The sequence below is a fragment of the Pseudomonas sp. FG1 genome, from assembly GCF_034313875.1.
Taxonomy (GTDB): Bacteria; Pseudomonadota; Gammaproteobacteria; order Pseudomonadales; family Pseudomonadaceae; genus Aquipseudomonas; species Aquipseudomonas veronii.
In genome coordinates, this window is record NZ_JAVIWP010000001.1 from 6,554,004 (window position 1) to 6,573,617 (window position 19,614).

The following is a 19,614-nucleotide window of genomic DNA, read 5'->3' on the forward strand; positions in this document are numbered from 1 at the left end:
GACTGCGCGCTATGTCTAAGCGGACGCCTGTAAGGGGTCAAAGCTGAAATACTGCAGCAAGGCATTGATCAGTTGGCCGTATTCGACAGGCGCCTCAGCCACGCTGAAACCCGAGTCGTAATGCTGGGGATTGATGTCCTCGTGACTCCATAAACAGGTCGCGGTGAAATCAACTGCCTGGAAATCACCGTCGACCGTGGGAATCTTCAAGCGCAGCTCGAACGCCACGTCGACCATCATCGGCAATTGACTGATCAACATCAGTCCTTCTGCAGATACGTTACCCAAGTAACCAATGGGCTTATCCGTAAGCCGGTTGAACACTTGCAGGAAACAAGACAATTGATGCCGCTCAATTCGTCGGTCGGTAAACATGATGATATCGCCATCCATTGGCCATAACTCTGGCCGCGCCAGTGATTCGGAACGGGCTAAACACCCCCGCTCTCCCTGGAGATCGGTGTGACAACAGCTAGCGCTTTGCCACTCTACAGCCTGCCAATCCCAAGTGTTCCATCCGCTTGGACACAAACTTGTACAAACGGACATTCAAAGAATAGCTTAAGACTGGCAACGGGCCAGCTATGCAACGACAAATAGCATCACAACGACGCCGGACGTGGCTGCGCAACGCTCGCCCCGGAGTAGTGCCCCAGTTGTTGCAGGGTGTCGAGACGCGCACGGGCCCGATAGGCGTACTCGCTGGACGGGTACTGGTTGATGATGAACTGATAGGTTTGCACCGCGTCGACGAATAGCTTCTGTCGCTCCAAACACTGCCCGCGCAACATCGAGACCTCCGGCTGCACATAGCGCCGGGTGCGACTTTCCCGGTCGACCTGGGACAATTCCAGGGTCACGCGCTCGCAGTCACCAACCCCGTACGCACGGTAGGCGTTGTTCAAATGGTGGTCCATCGACCAGCGGGTACAGCCGACAACACTGACGGCCAGGGCAGCAATGAGCAAAATTCGCATGAGGGTTCTCCTGTCTTGTGCAGTGTATCGACCCCTCGTCAAAAATCTTCAAGGTTGTTCAGCTATTCAACCGGAGCGAAAAGCGAATCGCCGATAAGTAGTGCAAACGAACAATGACTACAACCAAAGAGCATAGTAGCCTTCCTCAGCGCTTGAACTCAGGAGTCTGTGCATGTCCGTCCGTCGTACCAAAATCGTCGCCACCCTTGGCCCGGCCAGTAACTCGCCGGAAGTCCTCGAACAGCTGATTCTGGCTGGTTTGGACGTTGCCCGTCTGAACTTCTCCCACGGCACCCCGGACGAGCACAAGGCTCGCGCCAAGCTGGTGCGTGACCTGGCCGCCAAACACGGTCGCTTCGTCGCATTGCTGGGTGACCTGCAAGGCCCGAAAATCCGCATCGCCAGATTCACCGACAAACGGATCGAGCTGAAGATCGGTGACACGTTCACCTTCTCCACCAGCCACCCGCTGACCGACGGCAACCAGCACGTCGTGGGTATCGACTACCCGGACCTGGTCAAGGATTGCGGCGTCGGCGACGAACTGCTGCTGGACGACGGCCGCGTGGTCATGCGAGTCGACACCGCCAGCGTCACCGAGCTGAACTGCACCGTGATCATCGGCGGCCCGCTGTCGGATCACAAAGGTATCAACCGTCGCGGTGGTGGCCTGACGGCGCCGGCCCTGACCGAAAAAGACAAGGCCGACATCAAGCTCGCCGCCGAAATGGAAGTGGACTACCTTGCGGTGTCCTTCCCACGCGACGCTGCCGACATGGAATACGCGCGCAAACTGCGCGACGAAGCCGGTGGTACTGCCTGGCTGGTGGCGAAGATCGAACGCGCCGAAGCCGTGGCCGATGACGAAACCCTCGACGGCCTGATCAAAGCGTCCGACGCGGTGATGGTTGCCCGTGGCGACCTGGGCGTGGAAATCGGTGATGCCGAGCTGATCGGTATCCAGAAAAAAATCATCCTGCACGCACGCCGCCACAATAAAGCAGTGATCGTGGCGACCCAGATGATGGAGTCGATGATCCAGAACCCGATGCCGACCCGCGCCGAAGTGTCCGACGTGGCCAACGCCGTGCTCGACTACACCGACGCCGTGATGCTCTCGGCTGAAAGTGCCGCTGGCCCGTACCCGCTGGAAGCCGTCCAGGCCATGGCGCGTATCTGCATCGGTGCCGAAAAGCACCCGACCAGCAAGACCTCCAGCCACCGCATCGGCAAAGTGTTCGAAAGCTGCGACCAGAGCATCGCCCTGGCCGCCATGTACACCGCCAACCACTTCCCTGGCGTCAAAGCGATCATCGCCCTGACCGAAAGTGGCTACACGCCGTTGATCATGTCGCGTATCCGCTCCTCGATACCGATCTACGCGTTTTCCCCGCACCGCGAAACCCAGGCCCGCGCGGCGTTGTTCCGTGGTGTCTACACCGTACCGTTCGACCCGGCGTCGTTGCCGCCTGAGCAAGTCAGCCAGGCTGCCATCGACGAACTGCTCAAGCGTGGCGTGGTGGAGAAAGGCGACTGGGTCATCCTGACCAAGGGCGACAGCTACCACACCATCGGCGGCACCAACGGCATGAAGATCCTGCACGTTGGCGACCCAATGGTCTGAGTGATCTGCTGAAAAAACAAAGCCCCGCCCTGTGAATGGCGGGGCTTTTTGCTTTGCGGCTCACGGTAATGGGCTTGCCTGTGGAAACGTCGTCAGCACCCGCTGATCGACCTGGACAGGAACACATCAGCCAACAGTTGATTGCGCGGCAGCCCCGCCAGGAACAGGCGCTTGGAGAACGCCTCGACGCTGGCCGGATGCCCGCAGAGCAAGGCCAGTGTTTGCCGGGAAACCAGCCGCAGTTGCGCCAAGGCCGGGGTCAACTGCGCCGCCGTCCACAGCTCCACCGTCAGGTTCGGATGGCGCTCGGCCAGCGCTGCCAGGGGCTCGGCCAAGTAGTGACCGCTGGCATCGTGGGCCAGGTGAATCAAGCGGATCGCGCCTTGGTGGTCCTGGCGCAACGCCTCACGCAACACGCCCCACAACGGGCCCAGGCCGGTGCCGGACGCCAACAGCCACAGCGGCCGGGTTTGCCAGTCGGGGTCGTACTGCAAAGCGCCACCGCGCAGTTCGCCCAGGCGCAGACGGTCACCGACGCGTAACTGTCGAGCGGCATCGCTGAATGCGCCGGGCTGACGGCAGTCGAGATGAAACTCCAGGAACGGATCTTCCTCGGGCAGGCTGGCCAAGGAATACGGGCGCGCCACCGGCCCCGCCCACAACACCAGATGCTGCCCGGCCCGGTAGCGCAGGCCGCGCTCCGGTTGCAGGCGCAGGCGCAGCACATGCGTGCTCAACCACTCCACGCCGACCACCGCGGCCGGCACGCCGTCACGGCTCGGGTCAAACGCTTCGACGTGCAGGTCCGCCACCACCCGGCACTGGCAGGCCAGGCGCCAGCCGTTCTCGCGTTGCGCCGGGCTGAGGGCGTCGGGCTGCTGATCTTCGACCTCGCCCCGGCAACGCACCAGGCACGCATGGCAACTACCGGCGCGGCAACTGTAGGGCACGGCAACGCCGGCCTGGTTCAGGGCATCCAACAGGTTGCTGCCGGTGGAGACCGACCAGTGGCGTTCGCCGACGTACAGTTCAGGCATACAAGGTCTCGGATCAAAAAAGCCTACACAGGGAATCACGCCCGGCAGAGTTTGACCATAGTCGGGTGTATCGGCCACCGTGCCGGGTTATACTGCCGCGCCTTTTTAGCGTCGCGCCAGCATCACTCGGCGTGCCTTGGAAAGGTGGTTTCAGCCGACCGATACACCCCACTGAAGCCACCTTTATTGAATGTTCCCTTATAGAGGAGCGCGACTCATGACCGTGATCAAGCAAGACGACCTGATTCAGAGCGTTGCCGACGCCCTGCAATTCATTTCCTACTACCACCCCGTTGACTTCATCCAGGCAATGCACGAAGCCTACCTGCGCGAAGAATCGCCGGCAGCCCGTGACTCCATCGCCCAGATCCTGATCAACTCGCGCATGTGTGCCACCGGCCACCGCCCGATCTGCCAGGACACCGGTATCGTCACCGTGTTCGTGCGCGTAGGCATGGACGTGCGCTGGGACGGCGCCACCATGGGCCTGGACGACATGATCAACGAAGGCGTGCGTCGCGCCTACAACCTGCCGGAAAACGTCCTGCGTGCTTCGATCCTCGCCGACCCGGCGGGCGCGCGTAAAAACACCAAGGACAACACCCCGGCGGTGATCCACTACTCCATCGTCCCGGGTAACACCGTGGAAGTGGACGTGGCCGCCAAGGGCGGTGGTTCCGAGAACAAGTCGAAAATGGCCATGCTCAACCCGTCCGATTCGATCGTCGACTGGGTGCTCAAGACCGTTCCGACCATGGGCGCCGGCTGGTGCCCACCGGGCATGCTCGGCATCGGCATCGGCGGCACCGCCGAGAAAGCCGCCGTGATGGCCAAGGAAGTGTTGATGGAATCCATCGACATCCACGAGCTGAAAAAGCGTGGCCCTTCCAACCGTATCGAAGAGATGCGCCTGGAGCTGTTCGAGAAGGTCAACCAACTGGGCATCGGCGCCCAGGGCCTGGGTGGCCTGACCACCGTGCTCGACGTGAAGATCATGGATTACCCGACCCACGCCGCCTCCCTGCCGGTGTGCATGATCCCCAACTGCGCCGCCACCCGTCACGCGCACTTCGTGCTCGACGGTTCGGGCCCGGCATCGCTGGAAGCGCCACCGCTGGACGCCTACCCGGAAATCGTCTGGGAAGCCGGCCCGTCGGCCCGTCGCGTCAACCTCGACACCCTGACCCCGGAAGACGTGCAGAGCTGGAAGCCGGGCGAAACCGTGTTGCTCAACGGCAAGATGCTGACTGGTCGCGACGCGGCGCACAAGCGCATGGTCGAGATGCTGAACAGGGGCGAAACCCTGCCGGTGGACCTCAAGGGTCGCTTCATCTACTACGTCGGCCCGGTTGATCCGGTGCGCGACGAAGTGGTTGGCCCTGCCGGCCCGACCACCGCGACGCGGATGGACAAGTTCACCCGTCAGATCCTCGAACAAACCGGCCTGCTGGGCATGATCGGCAAATCCGAACGCGGCCCGACCGCCATCGAAGCGATCAAGGACTACAAGGCCGTGTACCTGATGGCCGTAGGCGGTGCTGCTTACCTGGTGGCGCAAGCCATCAAGAAGTCGCGCGTGGTGGCTTTCGCCGAACTGGGCATGGAAGCGATCTACGAGTTCGAAGTGAAAGACATGCCGGTCACCGTTGCGGTGGACAGCAAAGGCGAATCCGTCCACATCACCGGTCCTGCCATCTGGCAGAAAAAGATCAGTGAAAGCCTGGCGGTAGAAGTGCAGTAAGCGCTTCTTCGCACCGATAAAGGCGACTGCGGCTACACAGCCCAGTCGCCTTTTTTATCGCGCATGCTATGGTGCTCCCCCCTAATTGCAGCTGTTCATCTCCGTATGATCGCGATCCCTCGCCCCCTGCGCCTGACGTTCTACTCCCTGTTGATCATCGCCGGTGCGGTGCTGGCCGCTGCCCTGGCCACCCGCCATGCCGAACGCCAGGCCCTGGTGGACGATGCCGCCCGTGCCAATCAGCAATTAGCGCTGTACGCCAACTCGCTGCACACCCTGATCGAACGCTACCGCGCCCTGCCCGCCGTGCTGGCACTGGACTCGGAAATGATCAGCGCGTTGAAAGGCCCGCTGGATGCCGCGACCCAGGACCTGCTCAACCGTAAACTGGAACGTATCAACAGCGCCGCGCAGTCCTCCACATTGGAACTGATGGACCGCACCGGCCTGGCCGTGGCCGCGAGCAACTGGAAGCTGCCGAGCAGTTACGTCGGGCACAATTATGCGTTCCGGCCTTATTTCAGGCAGACCCTGAGCCAGGGCACCGGGCGCTTTTATGCGGTCGGGGTGACCACCGGCGTGCCGGGGTATTTCCTATCCAGCGCGGTGCTCGATGAACACGAGCAGTTCCTCGGCGCGATGGTGGTCAAACTGGAGTTCCCCGAACTCGAGCGCGAATGGGCCCAGGGCAACGACCTGCTGCTGGTCAGCGATGCACGCGGCATTGTGTTTATCGCCAACCAGCCGGGCTGGCGTTATCGCAACCTGCGCCCGCTGTCGGCCAGCGACCTCGCCGAACTCACGGCCACCCGCCAGTACGACAAGAAACAGCTGCAATCGCTGGAGACCCAGACCCTGCAGCGTTTCGACGAAAACAGCCACCTGATGCGCGTCAACGGCCCCGACGGCAACGCCCGGTACATCTGGGAATCCCTGCCGCTGAAAGGCGAAGGCTGGACCTTGCACCTGCTGCGCAAACCCCAGTTCGCCTTCGAAGACCAACGCAACGCCGGCCTCGCCGCCGCCGGTTCGTGGCTGGCGCTGGTGTTCCTGGTGCTGTTCCTGACCCAGCGCTGGCGCCTGGCCCGTATGCGCCAGCGCAGCCGCGAAGAGCTCGAACAGCTTGTCGAGGAGCGCACCCAGGCCCTGCGCACGGCCCAGGACGGTTTGGTGCAATCGGCCAAGCTGGCGGCGCTGGGGCAGATGTCTGCCGCCCTAGCCCATGAAATCAACCAGCCGCTGACCGCACAGCGCATGCAATTGGCGACCCTGCGCCTGCTGCTCGACCATGGCCGCGTGGAAGATGCCTACAAGGCGCTCACACCACTGGACGACATGCTCACCCGCATGGCCGCGCTGACCGGCCACCTCAAGACCTTCGCCCGCAAAAGCCCCAGCGGCCTGCGCGAGCGCCTCGACCTGGCCAGTGTGGTCGACCAGGCCCTGCAACTGCTCGACGCGCGCCTGCGCGATGAAGGCATCGGCACCGTGCTGGACCTGACCCGCCCCGCCTGGGTCCGTGGCGACGCGATCCGCCTGGAACAGGTACTGATCAACCTGTTGCGCAATGCCCTCGACGCCATGGCCAACAAGCCGCGCAAACGCCTGGAAATCCGCCTGCACGCCGATGAGCAACTGTGGCAACTGACCGTCAGCGACAGCGGCGGCGGCATCGCCGAAGAACACCTGAACAGCGTGTTCGACCCGTTCTTCACCACCAAGCCCGTGGGTGATGGACTCGGCTTGGGGCTGGCGGTGTCCTACGCTATCGTGCATGAACTGGGTGGACGCCTGTGCGTCGCTAACCGTGGCGACGGCGCGGTATTTACCCTGACCCTGCCTATCGCGCTGGAGACGCCGGAGCTATGTTGAATGCGGTGATTGTGGTCGATGACGAAGCCAGCATTCGCACAGCCGTTGAGCAATGGTTGAGCCTGTCGGGATTTGACGTGCAATTGTTCAGTCGCGCCGAGGCCTGCCTGGCGCAACTGCCCAAGGACTTTCCCGGGGTGGTGTTGAGCGACGTGCGTATGCCCGGCCTCAGCGGCCTGGAACTGCTGGCCGAAGTGCGGCGGCGCGACGCCGACTTACCGGTGATCCTGCTGACCGGCCATGGCGATGTGCCGATGGCCGTCGAGGCCATGCGCGACGGGGCCTACGACTTCCTGGAAAAACCCTTCAGCCCCGAAGCCCTGCTCAACAGCCTGCGTCGCGCCCTCGATAAACGTGGGCTGATCCTGGAAAACCGCCGCCTGCATCAACAAGCCGATCATCGGACACAACTGGAAAACAGCCTGTTGGGCGTGTCCCGCAGCATGCAGAACCTGCGCCGCCAGGTGCTCGACCTGGCGACGTTGCCGGTCAATGTGCTGATCCGCGGCGAGACCGGCAGCGGCAAGGAACTGGTCGCCCGCTGCCTGCACGACTTCGGCCCGCGGGCGAAGAAAGCCTTTGTCGCGCTCAATTGCGCGGCAATCCCCGAGCAGCTGTTTGAAGCCGAGCTGTTCGGCCACGAGAGCGGCGCATTTACGGGGGCTCAGGGCAAGCGTATCGGCAAGCTGGAATACGCCCACGGCGGCACGCTGTTTCTGGATGAAATCGAAAGCATGCCCCTGGCCCAGCAAGTCAAATTGCTGCGGGTGTTGCAGGAGCAGAAGTTGGAGCGCCTGGGCTCCAATCAGAGCATCCACGTCGATCTGCGCATCATCGCTGCGACCAAACCGGACCTGTTGGAAGAAGCCCGCGCCGGACGCTTTCGCGAAGACCTGGCCTATCGGCTGAACGTCGCACAACTGCGCCTGCCGCCCCTGCGCGAGCGCCGTGAAGATATACCACTGCTGTTCGATCACTTTGCGCAAAGCGCCGCCGAACGCCTGGGCCGCAGCGTTGAACCGCTGAGTGGCGCGCAACTGGGGCGCCTGCTCAGCCATGACTGGCCGGGCAACGTGCGCGAACTGGCCAACGTCGCCGAACGCCAGGTGCTGGGGCTGGGCGAACCGGAGCCCGAAGGCATTGATGCCGGGCAATCATTGGCGGCGCAACAGGAAGCCTTCGAGGCCCACTGCCTGAAAGCCGCACTGACCCGACACAAAGGCGATATCAAGGCGGTACTGGCCGAACTGCAACTGCCCCGGCGCACCTTCAACGAGAAAATGCAGCGGCATGGGTTGGTGCGCGAGATGTTTCTCTAGGGCGTTCTTTGTGGTGTTTTCAAAGACACCATCGCGGGCACGCCATAAGCGGATTTCCGCTCACCCACCCCAGAACCATCGGCGGCTTTCCGCTCAAAAAAAGCTGCAAACCCTTCTAGATCGGGCCTTCCCCCACCTGGCACAGCTCCTGCTATAGCCCCAGTCAGGCTGTGCTCAGGCACGCTCCATAAAAACAACTATCTGAAGGTTCCTTCAATGGATAACTCCAATACTTTGCCTCTGGGGTCGGCGGCTGCGCCGGCGAAAGAACGCACCACCACCAGCCGCATCAAATCGATCTTCAGCGGATCGGTCGGCAACATGGTCGAGTGGTACGACTGGTACGTCTATGCGGCGTTCTCGCTGTACTTCGCCAAAGCCTTCTTCCCGAAAGGCGACACCACCGCCCAACTGCTCAACACCGCTGCGATCTTCGCCGTGGGCTTCCTGATGCGCCCGATCGGCGGCTGGCTGATGGGCCTGTATGCCGACCGCGCCGGTCGCAAGGCCGCGTTGATGGCCTCGGTGCTGCTGATGTGCTTCGGCTCGCTGATCATCGCCCTGAGCCCGGGTTATGAAACCATCGGCGTCGGCGCACCGATCCTGCTGGTGTTCGCCCGTCTGCTGCAAGGCTTGTCGGTGGGTGGCGAATACGGCACCTCGGCCACTTACCTGAGTGAAATGGCGACCAAGGAGCGTCGCGGTTTCTTCTCCAGCTTCCAGTACGTGACCCTGATCTCCGGCCAGCTCATAGCCCTGGCGGTGCTGATCGTGCTGCAACAAGTGCTCACCACCGAGCAACTCTACGATTGGGGCTGGCGTATCCCGTTCGCCATCGGCGCCCTGTGTGCAGTGGTCGCGCTGTACCTGCGTCGCGGCATGGAAGAAACCGAGTCGTTCACCAAGAAGGAAAAAGCCAAGGAAAGCGCAATGCGTACCTTGATGCGCCACCCCAAGGAACTGATGACCGTGGTCGGCCTGACCATGGGCGGCACCCTGGCCTTCTACACCTACACCACCTACATGCAGAAGTACCTGGTGAACACCGTCGGCATGAGCATTTCCGACTCCACCACCATCTCGGCGGCGACGCTGTTTCTGTTCATGTGCCTGCAACCCCTGGTCGGTACGCTGTCGGACAAAGTCGGCCGCCGTCCGATCCTGATCGCCTTCGGCATTCTCGGCACGCTGTTCACCGTGCCGATCCTGACCACCCTGCACACCATCCAGACCTGGTGGGGCGCGTTCTTCCTGATCATGGCGGCGCTGATCATCGTCAGCGGCTACACCTCGATCAACGCGGTGGTGAAGGCTGAGCTGTTCCCCACCGAAATCCGCGCGCTGGGCGTGGGCCTGCCGTATGCGCTGACCGTATCGATCTTCGGCGGCACCGCTGAATACATCGCGCTGTGGTTCAAGAGCATCGGCATGGAAACCGGCTACTACTGGTACGTGACCGCATGTATCGCGGTGTCGTTGGTGGTCTACGTGACCATGAAAGACACCCGCAAGCATTCGCGGATCACCACGAACTAACCGCCGAACGCAGTCACGAATGTGGGAGGGGGCTTGCTCCCGATCGCGGTGTATCAGTCAACTTGTCTCAAGCTGACCCACCGCCATCGGGGGCAAGCCCCCTCTCACAGGTGGAACCAGGACAACTCTGGGCCGACTTATAGGGGGTGTCGACCGCGCGCGCAGACTGAACGGGACGCTGTGAAAAATAGGTGGGCGCTGAATGAAAATCCCATAAGGCCGATGGAAATTCGCCGCCATGGCTTGCACTATGACGGCCTCTCAGAAAAGCGCAGCAGGAACCCCAGCCATGTCTGACGACAGCTACTACTACGAACCCGCCAAGGGCCACGGCCTGCCCCATGACCCGTTCAACGCCATCGTCGGCCCGCGACCGATCGGTTGGATTTCGTCCCACGACAGTGAGGGCCACCTGAACCTGGCGCCCTACAGTTTCTTCAATGCGTTCAACTACATTCCGCCGATCATTGGGTTTTCCAGTGTCGGACGCAAAGACAGCCTGAACAACATCGAACAGACAGGCGAGTTTGTCTGGAACCTGGCCACCCGTCCGTTGGCCGAGCAGATGAACCAGAGCTGTGCCGCCGTGCCGCCGCAGGTGAATGAGTTCGAGTTGTCCGGCCTGACGCCGGTGGCCTCGAAGATCGTCGGCGTGCCGCGGGTGGGCGAGAGCCCGGTGGCGTTCGAGTGCAAGGTCACGCAGATCATTCAGCTGCAGCGCGCCGACCATGTGCTGGTACCCAGCTGGCTGGTGCTGGGCGAGGTGGTCGCGGTGCATATTGCCAAGTGGTTGCTCAAGGATGGGATCTACGACACCGCCGCCGCCGAGCCGATCCTGCGTGGCGGCGGCCCGGCGGATTACTTCCAACTGGGCCCCGAGGCGCTGTTCAAAATGTATCGCCCAGGCGCCACCCAAGCCTGACTGCAATGCAATGCAATGCAATAAAAAATGTGGGAGGGGGCTTGCCCCCGATAGCGGTGTTTCAGCTACAGATAGGCTGACTGACACACCTCCATCGGGGGCAAGCCCCCTCCCACATTAGATCAGCGGCGTGCGTTAGTTTGTGGCAGTCGCCCAGGTCAACTGACCTTCTGCGTCGACGTCGGTCAACAACTCAAGGTGCAGCGTCGCCGCATCATCGGCATCGGATGCCGTCTTGAACTTCTGTCCATCCAGGATCTTGTGAAACTGCGGTGCGCCCATGCCATCGAGTGCCTTGACGGCGACGGCGGCGCTGTAGCCCCCTTCGCCCGGTACTACGGCGGAAACGGCTTCGTGGTGGGCAAATTGTTTACGTGCCATGTTGCAGGTCCTGGCCAATGGAAAGTCGGCCATTCTAAACCCTAACCGGCGAGTTGCAGGTACTCGCCGTAAGCATTGGCGGCGGATGCATCGGTGAAGGTCTGGAAGTCCATGCTGCGCACGACTGCGTCGTTCAACAGCTCGGTGAAGATCATCAGGGCTGGCGAGTTGAAGTAGGCACTCATCGCCTGCTCGCTGCTCCAGAGGCCCGAGACCAGCCAGACATCGGGGTCGACCTGGGAATGCTGCAACGAAAATTGCAGGCAACCCTGAGCCTGACGGCCCGGTTCGATCAAACTGCTCAAACGAGCACCGAGTTCGGTGCTGCAGCCGCTACGGGCGCGGATAAAGGCCATATGGCTCGCGGGAATGGGGGTGGACATGTTCGACTCTCCCGTTGAGAAGTGATGCTCGGCAAGCACTGTGAGGGTGTGTTGCCACAGGATCAAAGATAACGGCGCGGGTCGAGGCGCGGTTAGTCGATTCCTGCCGGCTTATTGCACAATCCTGCGAAAAGCGTAGACAGGACGATTGCCCGCCGGTTTTATTCCACCGGCAAACGCCTTGTTTCAGGGACGTGACAGCCGCCGCGCTTGCCTGATTCACGCAGCTTCGCAGGATCAGGCAAGGATTGTGCAGAATCGACATAACACGGTTTGCACCGCCACCGCTAAGCTGAGCCCATCAAAGAAGCCTGCAGAGGACGCCCTATGTCGTCGCCCGAACCTAAGCCCGTGCCCCTCGATGCCGAGATGGAAAAACAGCGCGCCGAACTGGCCAGCATCGTGCGTCGGCATACCTGGGAAGACGGCTCCTACGGTACGGCGATCACGTCACTGTTCCTGAACCGCCACAACACCCCGCGCGACTTCAGCCCGGTGCTGGTGGAGCCCGCCTTGTGCATCCTGGCCAATGGCCGCAAGGAGGTGCGCCTGGCCGATGAAATCTTCGCCTATGACCCGCTCAATTACCTGGTGTTTTCGGTGTCGATGCCCGTGGCCGGGCGGATCATCGATGCCACCGAGCAAGACCCCAACCTGTCGATCCGCATCAACATCGACCCGGCGCAGCTCACCGCCCTGATCGCAGAAGCCGGGCCGATGGGCGTGCCATCGCGCCCGACTGCGCGTGGGATGTACGTCGACCGCCTCGACAACCAACTGCTCGACGCCGTACTGCGCTTGACGCGCTTGCTCGATTCGCCCAAAGACATAGCGATGCTGGCGCCGTTGATCAGCCGTGAAATTCTCTACCGCTTGTTACGTGGGCCGCAGGGCTATCGGCTGTATGAAATTGCCGTAGCCAACAGTCAGAGTCATCGGGTCAGCCAGGCGATCAAATGGCTCAATGGCAACTACGAACAACCGCTGCGCATCGATGACCTGGCCAGGGAAGTGAACCTGAGCGTCTCGACCTTGCACCACCGCTTCAAGGCCATCACCGCGATGAGCCCGCTGCAATACCAGAAGCAATTGCGCTTGCAGGAGGCGCGGCGGCTGATGCTTGCCGAAGGTCTGGAAGCCTCGGCGGCCGGGTATCGGGTGGGGTATGAAAGCCCGTCGCAGTTCAGCCGCGAATACAGCCGGCTGTTTGGTGCGCCGCCGCTGCGGGATTTGGCCAGGTTGCGTCAGAGCGTGTGATTCACTGCCGATCAGATGTGGGAGGGGTGGTTCGACTTGCTCCCGATGGCAGTGAGTCAGCTAAAGATAAGCTGACTGTTGCACCGCTATCGGGAGCAAGCTCCCTCCCACATTTGATCGGCGGCGCTGCTTAGTCGAGGGTTCGGGGCAGTTGCAGGGTGACCCGCAAACCACCCTCGCGCAAATTCTGCAAACTCACTTCGCCGCCATGGCTGTGCGCTATGTTGCGCGCGATGCCCAGGCCCAGGCCGTAGCCCTGCTGCTGGCCGGCGAGGCGGAAGTGCGGTTCGAAGACTTGCTCCAGGCGCTGTTCCGGCACGCCGGGGCCTTCGTCGTCGACGTGCAGGATGAACTCCGCGCCATCGTCCTCGATATGCAAATGGGCGTTCTGCCCGTATTTCAATGCGTTATCGATCAGGTTGCCGATGCAGCGCTTGAGCGCCAGCGGCTTGCCCGGGTACGGCGCCAACGCGCGCCCATGCTGGGTCACGCGGCCGTTGCCGTTGGGCGCCAGGTACGGTTCCACCAGGCAGTCGAGCACATGGTTGAGGTCCACCGGCTCGATGTTTTCGTGGATGTCGGTGTCTTTCACGCATTGCAGCGCGCCTTTGACCAGCAACTCCAACTCGTCCAGGTCGCGGCCGAATTTGGTTTGCAGGTTTTCATCTTCAAGCAATTCAACCCGCAGGCGCAGGCGTGTGATCGGTGTGCGCAAGTCGTGGGAAATTGCACTGAACAACTGGCTGCGTTCGGTGAGGTAACGGCTGATGCGCTCGCGCATGGCATTGAAGGCGCGCCCCACTTCGACCACTTCACTGCCGCCGCCTTCGGCCACCGGCTCCACGTCGGCGCCCAGCGACATGTCCCGCGCCGCCCGCGCCAGGCGCTTGAGCGGCCGGCTCTGCCAGTGGACCAACAGGCCGATGAACAGCAGCAAAAAGCCGCTGGTCAGCACGATAAACCACACTTGCTGCGACGGCAGGCCTTGTTCTTCAAGGCTGGTGTACGGCTCGGGCAACAGCGAGGCGATGTACAGCCATTCGCCGGGGGCGAGTTGGATCTGGGTGACCAGCACTGGCGGGTTCACCGGTTCCAGGGTCAGCGCGTAATGCGCCCAGGAGCGTGGCAGCTCATCGAGTTTCAACCCGGCATTGAAGATGCGCAGGTCTTCGGCGCTGACGAATTCCACCGAGATATGCACATCGGCGCCCAAGGTCTGGCGCAACACTTCATCGACCGCCTTGAGCACCGCTTGCTTGCGCGGGGTCTGCGGCAAGATCGCCATGTCCAGCGGGCGGTCGTTGAGCGTCACCACAAACCGTGTGCCGCCCATGCTGCGCAATTGGTCGAGGACCAACGGGCGGTAAGCCACCGGCAACGAACGGAAATAGCTCACGCTGGCGGTCATCGAATGCGCCAGGCTGCGGGCGCTGGTGACCAGGCCTTCGAGCTGGGTGGCGCGCAATTGCGAGACCCAGATCACGCTGGACAGCGCCTGGGCGAACAGCACCGCGAGCAGCGTCAGCAGGAGCATGCGCCCGAGCAGCGAGCGCGGCACCGGGAAGCGGCGGCGACGTTCGCTCAGGTGTTCAGTGGACACTGCCGGCAACCACGCTGGCTGCCAGTTGATAACCGCTGCCGCGCACGGTGCGGATCAGCCTCGGCGGTTTTTCCGTGTCGCGCAGGCGTTGGCGCAGACGGCTGACGGCCATGTCGACGATCCGGTCGAGCGGCATCAGGTCGCGGCCACGGGTGGCGTTGCCGATGGTGTCGCGGTCGAGGATCTGTTGCGGGTGGTCGAGAAACAGCTTGAGCAGGGCAAAGTCGGCCCCGGAGAGGATCACCTCTTCACCGTCGACGTGAAACAGTCGGTGGCTGATCGTGTCCAGGCGCCATTCATCGAACACCAACACCTCGCCATTGCCGCCGCGCTCCTGGCCGAACTGGCAGCGGCGCAACAGTGCCTTGATCCGCGCCTGCAACTCGCGGGGGCTGAAAGGCTTGCCGATGTAGTCGTCGGCGCCCAGCTCCAGGCCGATCACACGGTCGGCTTCGTCGGAACTGGCGGTGAGCATGATGATCGGCACCTGCGCCTGGCGCGGGTGCTGGCGAATCCAGCGACACAGGCTGAAGCCGTCTTCGTCCGGCAACATCACATCGAGGATGACCAGGTCGCACGGCGCCTCGTCCATCGCCTGACGGAACCCCGCACCGTCCGGCACGCCACGCACCTGGAAACCGGCGCGACTGAGGTAGGTTTGCAGCAATTCGCGGATTTCCTGGTCGTCGTCGACGAGGAGAATCGATTTACTGATTACGCTCACGGGGTCCTCCTTGTTGTTATGGCCAAACTTGAGTCATCTGTTGTTCATCAGGGCCTCATCGGGGGCAAGCCCCCTCCCACATTTGGAATGCATTCCAAGTGTGGGAGGGGGCTTGCCCCCGATGGCGCGATCACTGCCTACGCGAATGCCTGTTCAAGCGCCACACCCGCCCCGGTCAACCCGGAATACGGCGCCGTCACCAGCCATACCGGAATGCCCTTGAAGTAGTCGCTCATGCAGCCTTTGTCACTGAAGCTCTTGGCAAAATCGCTGTGGATAAAGAAGTCGGCAAACCGCGGAATCACCCCGCCGACGATATACACACCGCCCCGTGCGCCGGTGGTCAGGACGTTGTTACCGGCTACGCGGCCCAGCCAGATACTGAACTGGTTCAACACTTCCATCGCCACCGGGTCGCCGGCCAGGCCTGCCGCCGTGATCGCTTCCGGCGTATCCAGCACCGGCGAGTGACCATCCACCGCACAGATCGCCCGATACACCCGTGGCAAACCTGCACCACTCAAGGCGCTTTCGGCGCTGACATGGCCGATCTCATTGTAAATGTGCTGCCACAGCTGGGCTTCCCGCGGGCTGCTCAGGGGCAGGTCGACATGGCCGCCCTCCCCCGGCAACGCGGCCCAACGGCCGCCGCCCAGGTCGAGCAAGGTGCCGACGCCCAGGCCGGTGCCCGGACCGATCACCACCGCCGGGCGCAACGGTTCCGGCGTGCCAGGGCAGACCACGCGGAATTCGTCGGGCTTCAAGCGGGTCATGCCCAGGGCCATGGCCGAGAAGTCATTGACCAGCAGCAGTTCATCCACCTGCAAGGTGTTGCAAAACGCAGTCTTACTCAGGCGCCAGTGGTTGTTGGTGAATTTAAATTCATCACCGCTCACCGGCCCGGCCACCGACAGGCACACCGCGCCGATGTCGCCGATCGCCAGGCCTTCTTCCTTGAGGTAGACCTTGATCGCGTCCTCAGGGCTTTTATGATCCGCGGTGGCCTGCACCCGGATCGAATGCAGTGCCTGATCCCGCCACAACGCAAACCGGGCGTTGGTACCGCCAATATCACCGACCAGCGCAAGCTTCACTTAAGCGTCTCCAAGGCACAGGTAAAGGCGCTGGCGCCTTGCTCTGCAGAGCTTGCGGCCAAGCGCATAAATGCAAACAGCTCGCGACCGGCCCCCACGTTATTGCCTAACAGGCCCGTGGCAGGTGTGCGCGCTGCAAATTCTTCGGCGTCCACCTTAAGCTCCAAGGTGCCTTTGACACCATCCACACGAATGATATCGCCATCGCGCACCCGTGCCAGCGGCCCGCCGCTCTGGGCTTCGGGGTTGACATGGATCGCGGCGGGGATCTTACCCGACGCGCCGGACATGCGCCCGTCCGTTACCAGCGCCACTTTGAAGCCACGGTCCTGCAACACGCCAAGGAACGGCGTCATCTTGTGCAATTCGGGCATGCCGTTGGAGCGCGGCCCCTGGAAGCGCATCACCGCGACAAAGTCTTTTTCCAACTGGCCGGCCTTGAACGCATCGGCCAGATCTTGCTGGTCCTGGAACACCACGGCCGGGGCTTCGACGACCTGGTGCTCGGGGGCCACGGCGGAGACTTTCATCACGCCACGGCCGAGGTTGCCTTGCATCACGCGCAAGCCACCTTCGGGCGAGAACGCACGGGCCACCGGGCGCAGGATGGCTTCGTCGAGGCTTTCGATCGGGCCGTCGCGCCAGATCAGTTCGCCGTCGACCAGGAACGGTTCCTGGATGTAGCGGCTCAGGCCTTTGCCGGCCACGGTGTTGACGTCTTCGTGAAGCAGGCCGGCTTCGAGCAGTTCACGAATCAGGAACGACATGCCGCCCGCCGCCTGGAAGTGGTTGATGTCGGCCTTGCCGTTTGGATACACGTGGGACAGGGTCGGCACCACCTCGGAGAGGTCGGCCATGTCTTGCCAGGTCAGGATGATCCCCGCCGACATGGCGATGGCCGGCATGTGCAAAGTGTGGTTGGTGGAACCGCCGGTAGCGTTGAGCGCGACGATGGCGTTGACGATGGATTTTTCGTCGACGATCTCGCCGATCGGCGTGAAGTTGCCGTTGGCCTTGGTCAGGCGCGTGACCTGATGTGCGGCTTCGCGGGTCAGCGCGTCACGCAGCGGCGTGTACGGGTTGACGAACGAGGCGCCGGGCAAATGCAGGCCCATCACTTCCATCAGCAACTGATTGGTATTGGCGGTGCCATAGAAGGTGCAGGTGCCGGGGCTGTGGTAGGACTTCATCTCCGACTCCAGCAGCTCTTCGCGGCTGGCCTTGCCTTCGGCGTAGCGCTGGCGCACGTCGGCCTTCTGCTTGTTGGAGATGCCCGACGGCATTGGCCCGCCAGGAACGAAGATCATCGGCAGATGGCCGTAGCGCAGGGCGCCCATCATCAGGCCGGGGACGATCTTGTCGCAGATGCCCAACATCAGCGCAGCGTCGAACATGTTGTGGGACAGCGCTACCGCCGTGGACATGGCGATGACTTCACGGCTGAGCAGGCTCAGCTCCATGCCCGGTTCGCCTTGGGTCACGCCGTCGCACATGGCAGGCGTGCCGCCGGCGAACTGGCCGACCGAGCCGACTTCGCGCAGGGCTTTTTTGATCTGGTCCGGGAAATGTTCATACGGCTGGTGCGCCGAGAGCATGTCGTTATATGACGAAACAATTGCCACGTTGGCGGCATTCATCATACGCAGACTATTTTTATCTTCGGTGCCGCAACCGGCCACGCCATGGGCAAAGTTGGCGCATTGCAGCTTGCCGCGCATCGGGCCGTCGCTGGCGGCGCCGCGAATGAGCGCAAGGTAAGCCTCACGGGTTGCACGACTGCGGGCGATAAGCCGTTCGGTGACCTCAAGAACGCGGGGATGCATGTGTAGAACTCCAGGCTAACGGATGTGGCGACCTGAGTGTCTATGCTGATCAAACGCCCGCGGCACATGGGATGGCAGAGAGTCGCTTGGTTCATCGGACCAGTTGATTCAGGTCACTCGTTGTAGATTGAACAAAATATTGCCACTAAAAAGGCTTGTTTTCTATTTTTATGCGAATAATCTTGTAATTCTTACAACAAATCGACGACAGGCACTCTCCAATGACTCTTCGAATCGCAATCAATGGTTTTGGCCGTATCGGCCGCAATGTCCTGCGCGCACTGTATACCCAAGGCTATCGCCAGGATTTGCAGATCGTCGCGATCAATGACTTGGGCGACAGCTCGATCAATGCCCACCTGCTCAAATACGACACCGTCCACGGTACTTTCGATGCAGAGGTCGCACACGATCAGGAAAGCCTGACCGTCAATGGTGACCGGATCGCCGTCAGCGCCATTCGCAACCCGGCCGACCTGCCCTGGGCTGCGCACAATATCGACGTGGTGTTCGAATGCACCGGCCTGTTCACCGACCGGGCCAAGGCTGCTGCCCATATTAGCGCCGGCGCGCGCAAGGTGATCATCTCTGCCCCGGCCAAAGGCGCGGATGCCACCGTGGTCTACGGGGTAAATCATGACATTTTGCGTCAATCCCACCAGATCATCTCCAACGCTTCCTGCACCACCAACTGCCTGGCGCCCGTGGCCCAGGTGCTGCACCGCGAGCTGGGCATCGAAAGCGGCCTGATGACCACCATCCATGCCTACACCAACGACCAGAACCTGACCGACGTCTACCACACCGACCCCTACCGCGCGCGCTCGGCCACCCAGAACATGATCCCGAGCAAGACCGGCGCCGCCGAAGCGGTCGGCCTGGTGCTGCCGGAACTGGCGGGTAAGCTGACCGGCATGGCCGTGCGGGTGCCGGTGATCAACGTATCGCTGGTGGACCTGACCGTGCAGTTGAAGAAAGACGCTACCGCCGAGGAAGTCAACGCGCTGCTCAAGGAAGCCAGCCAGCACTCGAAGATCCTCGGCTACAACACCCTGCCGCTGGTTTCCAGTGACTTCAACCACAACCCGCTGTCGTCGATCTTCGACGCCAACCACACCAAGTCCAGCGGCAAACTGCTGAAAGTGCTGGCCTGGTACGACAACGAGTGGGGCTTCTCCAACCGCATGCTGGACAACTGCCTGGCGCTCTGCAACGCCGAATAATCTTTTGTGGGAGGGGCGGGTCGACGGTTCGACTTGCTCCCGATGGCGGTGTATCAGTCATGCATGTGTTGACTGACATTCCGTAATCGGGAGCAAGCCGC

The 19,614-nt window shown here is 62.0% G+C and carries 17 protein-coding genes; 8 read left to right on the forward strand and 9 right to left on the reverse strand.

Going from position 1 to position 19,614, the window contains the following annotated elements:
* Positions 1-15 precede the first annotated feature (15 nt).
* Together RGV59_RS30205 and RGV59_RS30210 are read right to left on the reverse strand one after the other, a co-directional pair.
* Positions 16-375 carry a PilZ domain-containing protein gene (locus RGV59_RS30205; protein WP_026139915.1) on the reverse strand — a complete coding sequence of 120 codons (360 nt, stop codon included), beginning with the start codon at positions 373-375 and terminating at the stop codon, positions 16-18.
* 227 nt (positions 376-602) lie between these two features.
* Positions 603-977 (reverse strand): tetratricopeptide repeat protein, encoded by a 375-nt coding sequence (locus tag RGV59_RS30210; RefSeq protein ID WP_017139782.1) that lies wholly within the window; start codon positions 975-977, stop codon positions 603-605.
* A 172-nt stretch (positions 978-1,149) separates the two neighbouring features.
* Between RGV59_RS30210 and pyk the strand changes: the two genes are divergently transcribed.
* Positions 1,150-2,601 (forward strand): pyruvate kinase, encoded by a 1,452-nt coding sequence (gene pyk, locus RGV59_RS30215; protein WP_017846080.1) that lies wholly within the window; start codon positions 1,150-1,152, stop codon positions 2,599-2,601.
* Between the two features lie 92 nt (positions 2,602-2,693).
* Here the strand turns inward: pyk and RGV59_RS30220 are convergent, their stop codons facing one another.
* Entirely contained in the window at positions 2,694-3,638 is a 945-nt protein-coding gene (locus RGV59_RS30220; protein ID WP_079444601.1) for an iron-sulfur-binding ferredoxin reductase, read from the reverse strand.
* Positions 3,639-3,855: 217 nt separating this feature from the next.
* On the opposite strand from RGV59_RS30220, the gene RGV59_RS30225 reads away from it, so the two are divergent.
* The 5 genes from RGV59_RS30225 to RGV59_RS30245 all read left to right on the forward strand — a co-directional run bounded on the left by RGV59_RS30225 (position 3,856) and on the right by RGV59_RS30245 (position 11,028).
* On the forward strand, positions 3,856-5,379 hold the full coding sequence (locus RGV59_RS30225) for a fumarate hydratase (protein ID WP_017846082.1): 1,524 nt from the start codon (positions 3,856-3,858) through the stop codon (positions 5,377-5,379).
* A 105-nt stretch (positions 5,380-5,484) separates the two neighbouring features.
* Positions 5,485-7,251: an ATP-binding protein gene (locus tag RGV59_RS30230; RefSeq protein WP_046490035.1), complete on the forward strand. Its 1,767-nt coding sequence runs from the start codon at positions 5,485-5,487 to the stop codon at positions 7,249-7,251.
* Complete coding sequence (locus tag RGV59_RS30235) at positions 7,245-8,570, forward strand: sigma-54 dependent transcriptional regulator (protein ID WP_322247137.1); 1,326 nt, start codon at positions 7,245-7,247, stop codon at positions 8,568-8,570. Before RGV59_RS30230 ends, RGV59_RS30235 begins: the two co-directional genes overlap by 7 nt.
* A 216-nt stretch (positions 8,571-8,786) precedes the next feature.
* Positions 8,787-10,106, forward strand: a complete 1,320-nt coding sequence (locus tag RGV59_RS30240) for an MFS transporter (RefSeq protein WP_017846085.1) — start codon at positions 8,787-8,789, stop codon at positions 10,104-10,106.
* 289 nt (positions 10,107-10,395) lie between these two features.
* A complete protein-coding gene (locus RGV59_RS30245) occupies positions 10,396-11,028 on the forward strand; it encodes a flavin reductase family protein (protein WP_046490032.1) in 633 nt (210 codons plus the stop codon).
* Between the two features lie 135 nt (positions 11,029-11,163).
* Here RGV59_RS30245 and RGV59_RS30250 read toward each other — a convergent pair whose 3' ends face one another.
* The gene (locus RGV59_RS30250; protein WP_017846087.1) at positions 11,164-11,409 is read right to left on the reverse strand and encodes a hypothetical protein; all 246 of its coding nucleotides are present in this window, start codon (positions 11,407-11,409) and stop codon (positions 11,164-11,166) included.
* A 41-nt stretch (positions 11,410-11,450) separates the two neighbouring features.
* Entirely contained in the window at positions 11,451-11,792 is a 342-nt protein-coding gene (locus RGV59_RS30255) for an antibiotic biosynthesis monooxygenase family protein (protein WP_017846088.1), read from the reverse strand.
* Positions 11,793-12,119: 327 nt separating this feature from the next.
* On the opposite strand from RGV59_RS30255, the gene RGV59_RS30260 reads away from it, so the two are divergent.
* On the forward strand, positions 12,120-13,049 hold the full coding sequence (locus RGV59_RS30260) for an AraC family transcriptional regulator (RefSeq protein WP_017846089.1): 930 nt from the start codon (positions 12,120-12,122) through the stop codon (positions 13,047-13,049).
* 130 nt (positions 13,050-13,179) lie between these two features.
* Here the strand turns inward: RGV59_RS30260 and RGV59_RS30265 are convergent, their stop codons facing one another.
* The 4 genes from RGV59_RS30265 to edd all read right to left on the reverse strand — a co-directional run bounded on the left by RGV59_RS30265 (position 13,180) and on the right by edd (position 18,290).
* Positions 13,180-14,607 (reverse strand): ATP-binding protein, encoded by a 1,428-nt coding sequence (locus RGV59_RS30265; protein WP_162231530.1) that lies wholly within the window; start codon positions 14,605-14,607, stop codon positions 13,180-13,182.
* Between the two features lie 31 nt (positions 14,608-14,638).
* A complete protein-coding gene (locus RGV59_RS30270) occupies positions 14,639-15,373 on the reverse strand; it encodes a response regulator (protein ID WP_017846091.1) in 735 nt (244 codons plus the stop codon).
* A gap of 137 nt (positions 15,374-15,510) precedes the next feature.
* On the reverse strand, positions 15,511-16,467 hold the full coding sequence (locus RGV59_RS30275) for a glucokinase (RefSeq protein ID WP_017846092.1): 957 nt from the start codon (positions 16,465-16,467) through the stop codon (positions 15,511-15,513).
* A complete protein-coding gene (gene edd / locus RGV59_RS30280; RefSeq protein WP_017846093.1) occupies positions 16,464-18,290 on the reverse strand; it encodes a phosphogluconate dehydratase in 1,827 nt (608 codons plus the stop codon). The genes RGV59_RS30275 and edd overlap by 4 nt, the downstream gene beginning before the upstream one ends.
* A gap of 221 nt (positions 18,291-18,511) precedes the next feature.
* Here edd and gap point away from each other — a divergent pair, with 221 nt between their 5' ends.
* The gene (gap, locus tag RGV59_RS30285; protein ID WP_046490029.1) at positions 18,512-19,513 is read left to right on the forward strand and encodes a type I glyceraldehyde-3-phosphate dehydrogenase; all 1,002 of its coding nucleotides are present in this window, start codon (positions 18,512-18,514) and stop codon (positions 19,511-19,513) included.
* The last annotated feature ends 101 nt before the right edge of the window (positions 19,514-19,614 follow it).

Coding starts and splice junctions, on each gene's coding strand:
- RGV59_RS30205 (WP_026139915.1), bottom strand. CDS start 375: ATGTTTACCGACCGACGAATTGAGCGGCATCAATTGTCTTGTTTCCTG.
- RGV59_RS30210 (WP_017139782.1), bottom strand. CDS start 977: ATGCGAATTTTGCTCATTGCTGCCCTGGCCGTCAGTGTTGTCGGCTGT.
- pyk (WP_017846080.1), top strand. CDS start 1,150: ATGTCCGTCCGTCGTACCAAAATCGTCGCCACCCTTGGCCCGGCCAGT.
- RGV59_RS30220 (WP_079444601.1), bottom strand. CDS start 3,638: ATGCCTGAACTGTACGTCGGCGAACGCCACTGGTCGGTCTCCACCGGC.
- RGV59_RS30225 (WP_017846082.1), top strand. CDS start 3,856: ATGACCGTGATCAAGCAAGACGACCTGATTCAGAGCGTTGCCGACGCC.
- RGV59_RS30230 (WP_046490035.1), top strand. CDS start 5,485: ATGATCGCGATCCCTCGCCCCCTGCGCCTGACGTTCTACTCCCTGTTG.
- RGV59_RS30235 (WP_322247137.1), top strand. CDS start 7,245: ATGTTGAATGCGGTGATTGTGGTCGATGACGAAGCCAGCATTCGCACA.
- RGV59_RS30240 (WP_017846085.1), top strand. CDS start 8,787: ATGGATAACTCCAATACTTTGCCTCTGGGGTCGGCGGCTGCGCCGGCG.
- RGV59_RS30245 (WP_046490032.1), top strand. CDS start 10,396: ATGTCTGACGACAGCTACTACTACGAACCCGCCAAGGGCCACGGCCTG.
- RGV59_RS30250 (WP_017846087.1), bottom strand. CDS start 11,409: ATGGCACGTAAACAATTTGCCCACCACGAAGCCGTTTCCGCCGTAGTA.
- RGV59_RS30255 (WP_017846088.1), bottom strand. CDS start 11,792: ATGTCCACCCCCATTCCCGCGAGCCATATGGCCTTTATCCGCGCCCGT.
- RGV59_RS30260 (WP_017846089.1), top strand. CDS start 12,120: ATGTCGTCGCCCGAACCTAAGCCCGTGCCCCTCGATGCCGAGATGGAA.
- edd (WP_017846093.1), bottom strand. CDS start 18,290: ATGCATCCCCGCGTTCTTGAGGTCACCGAACGGCTTATCGCCCGCAGT.
- gap (WP_046490029.1), top strand. CDS start 18,512: ATGACTCTTCGAATCGCAATCAATGGTTTTGGCCGTATCGGCCGCAAT.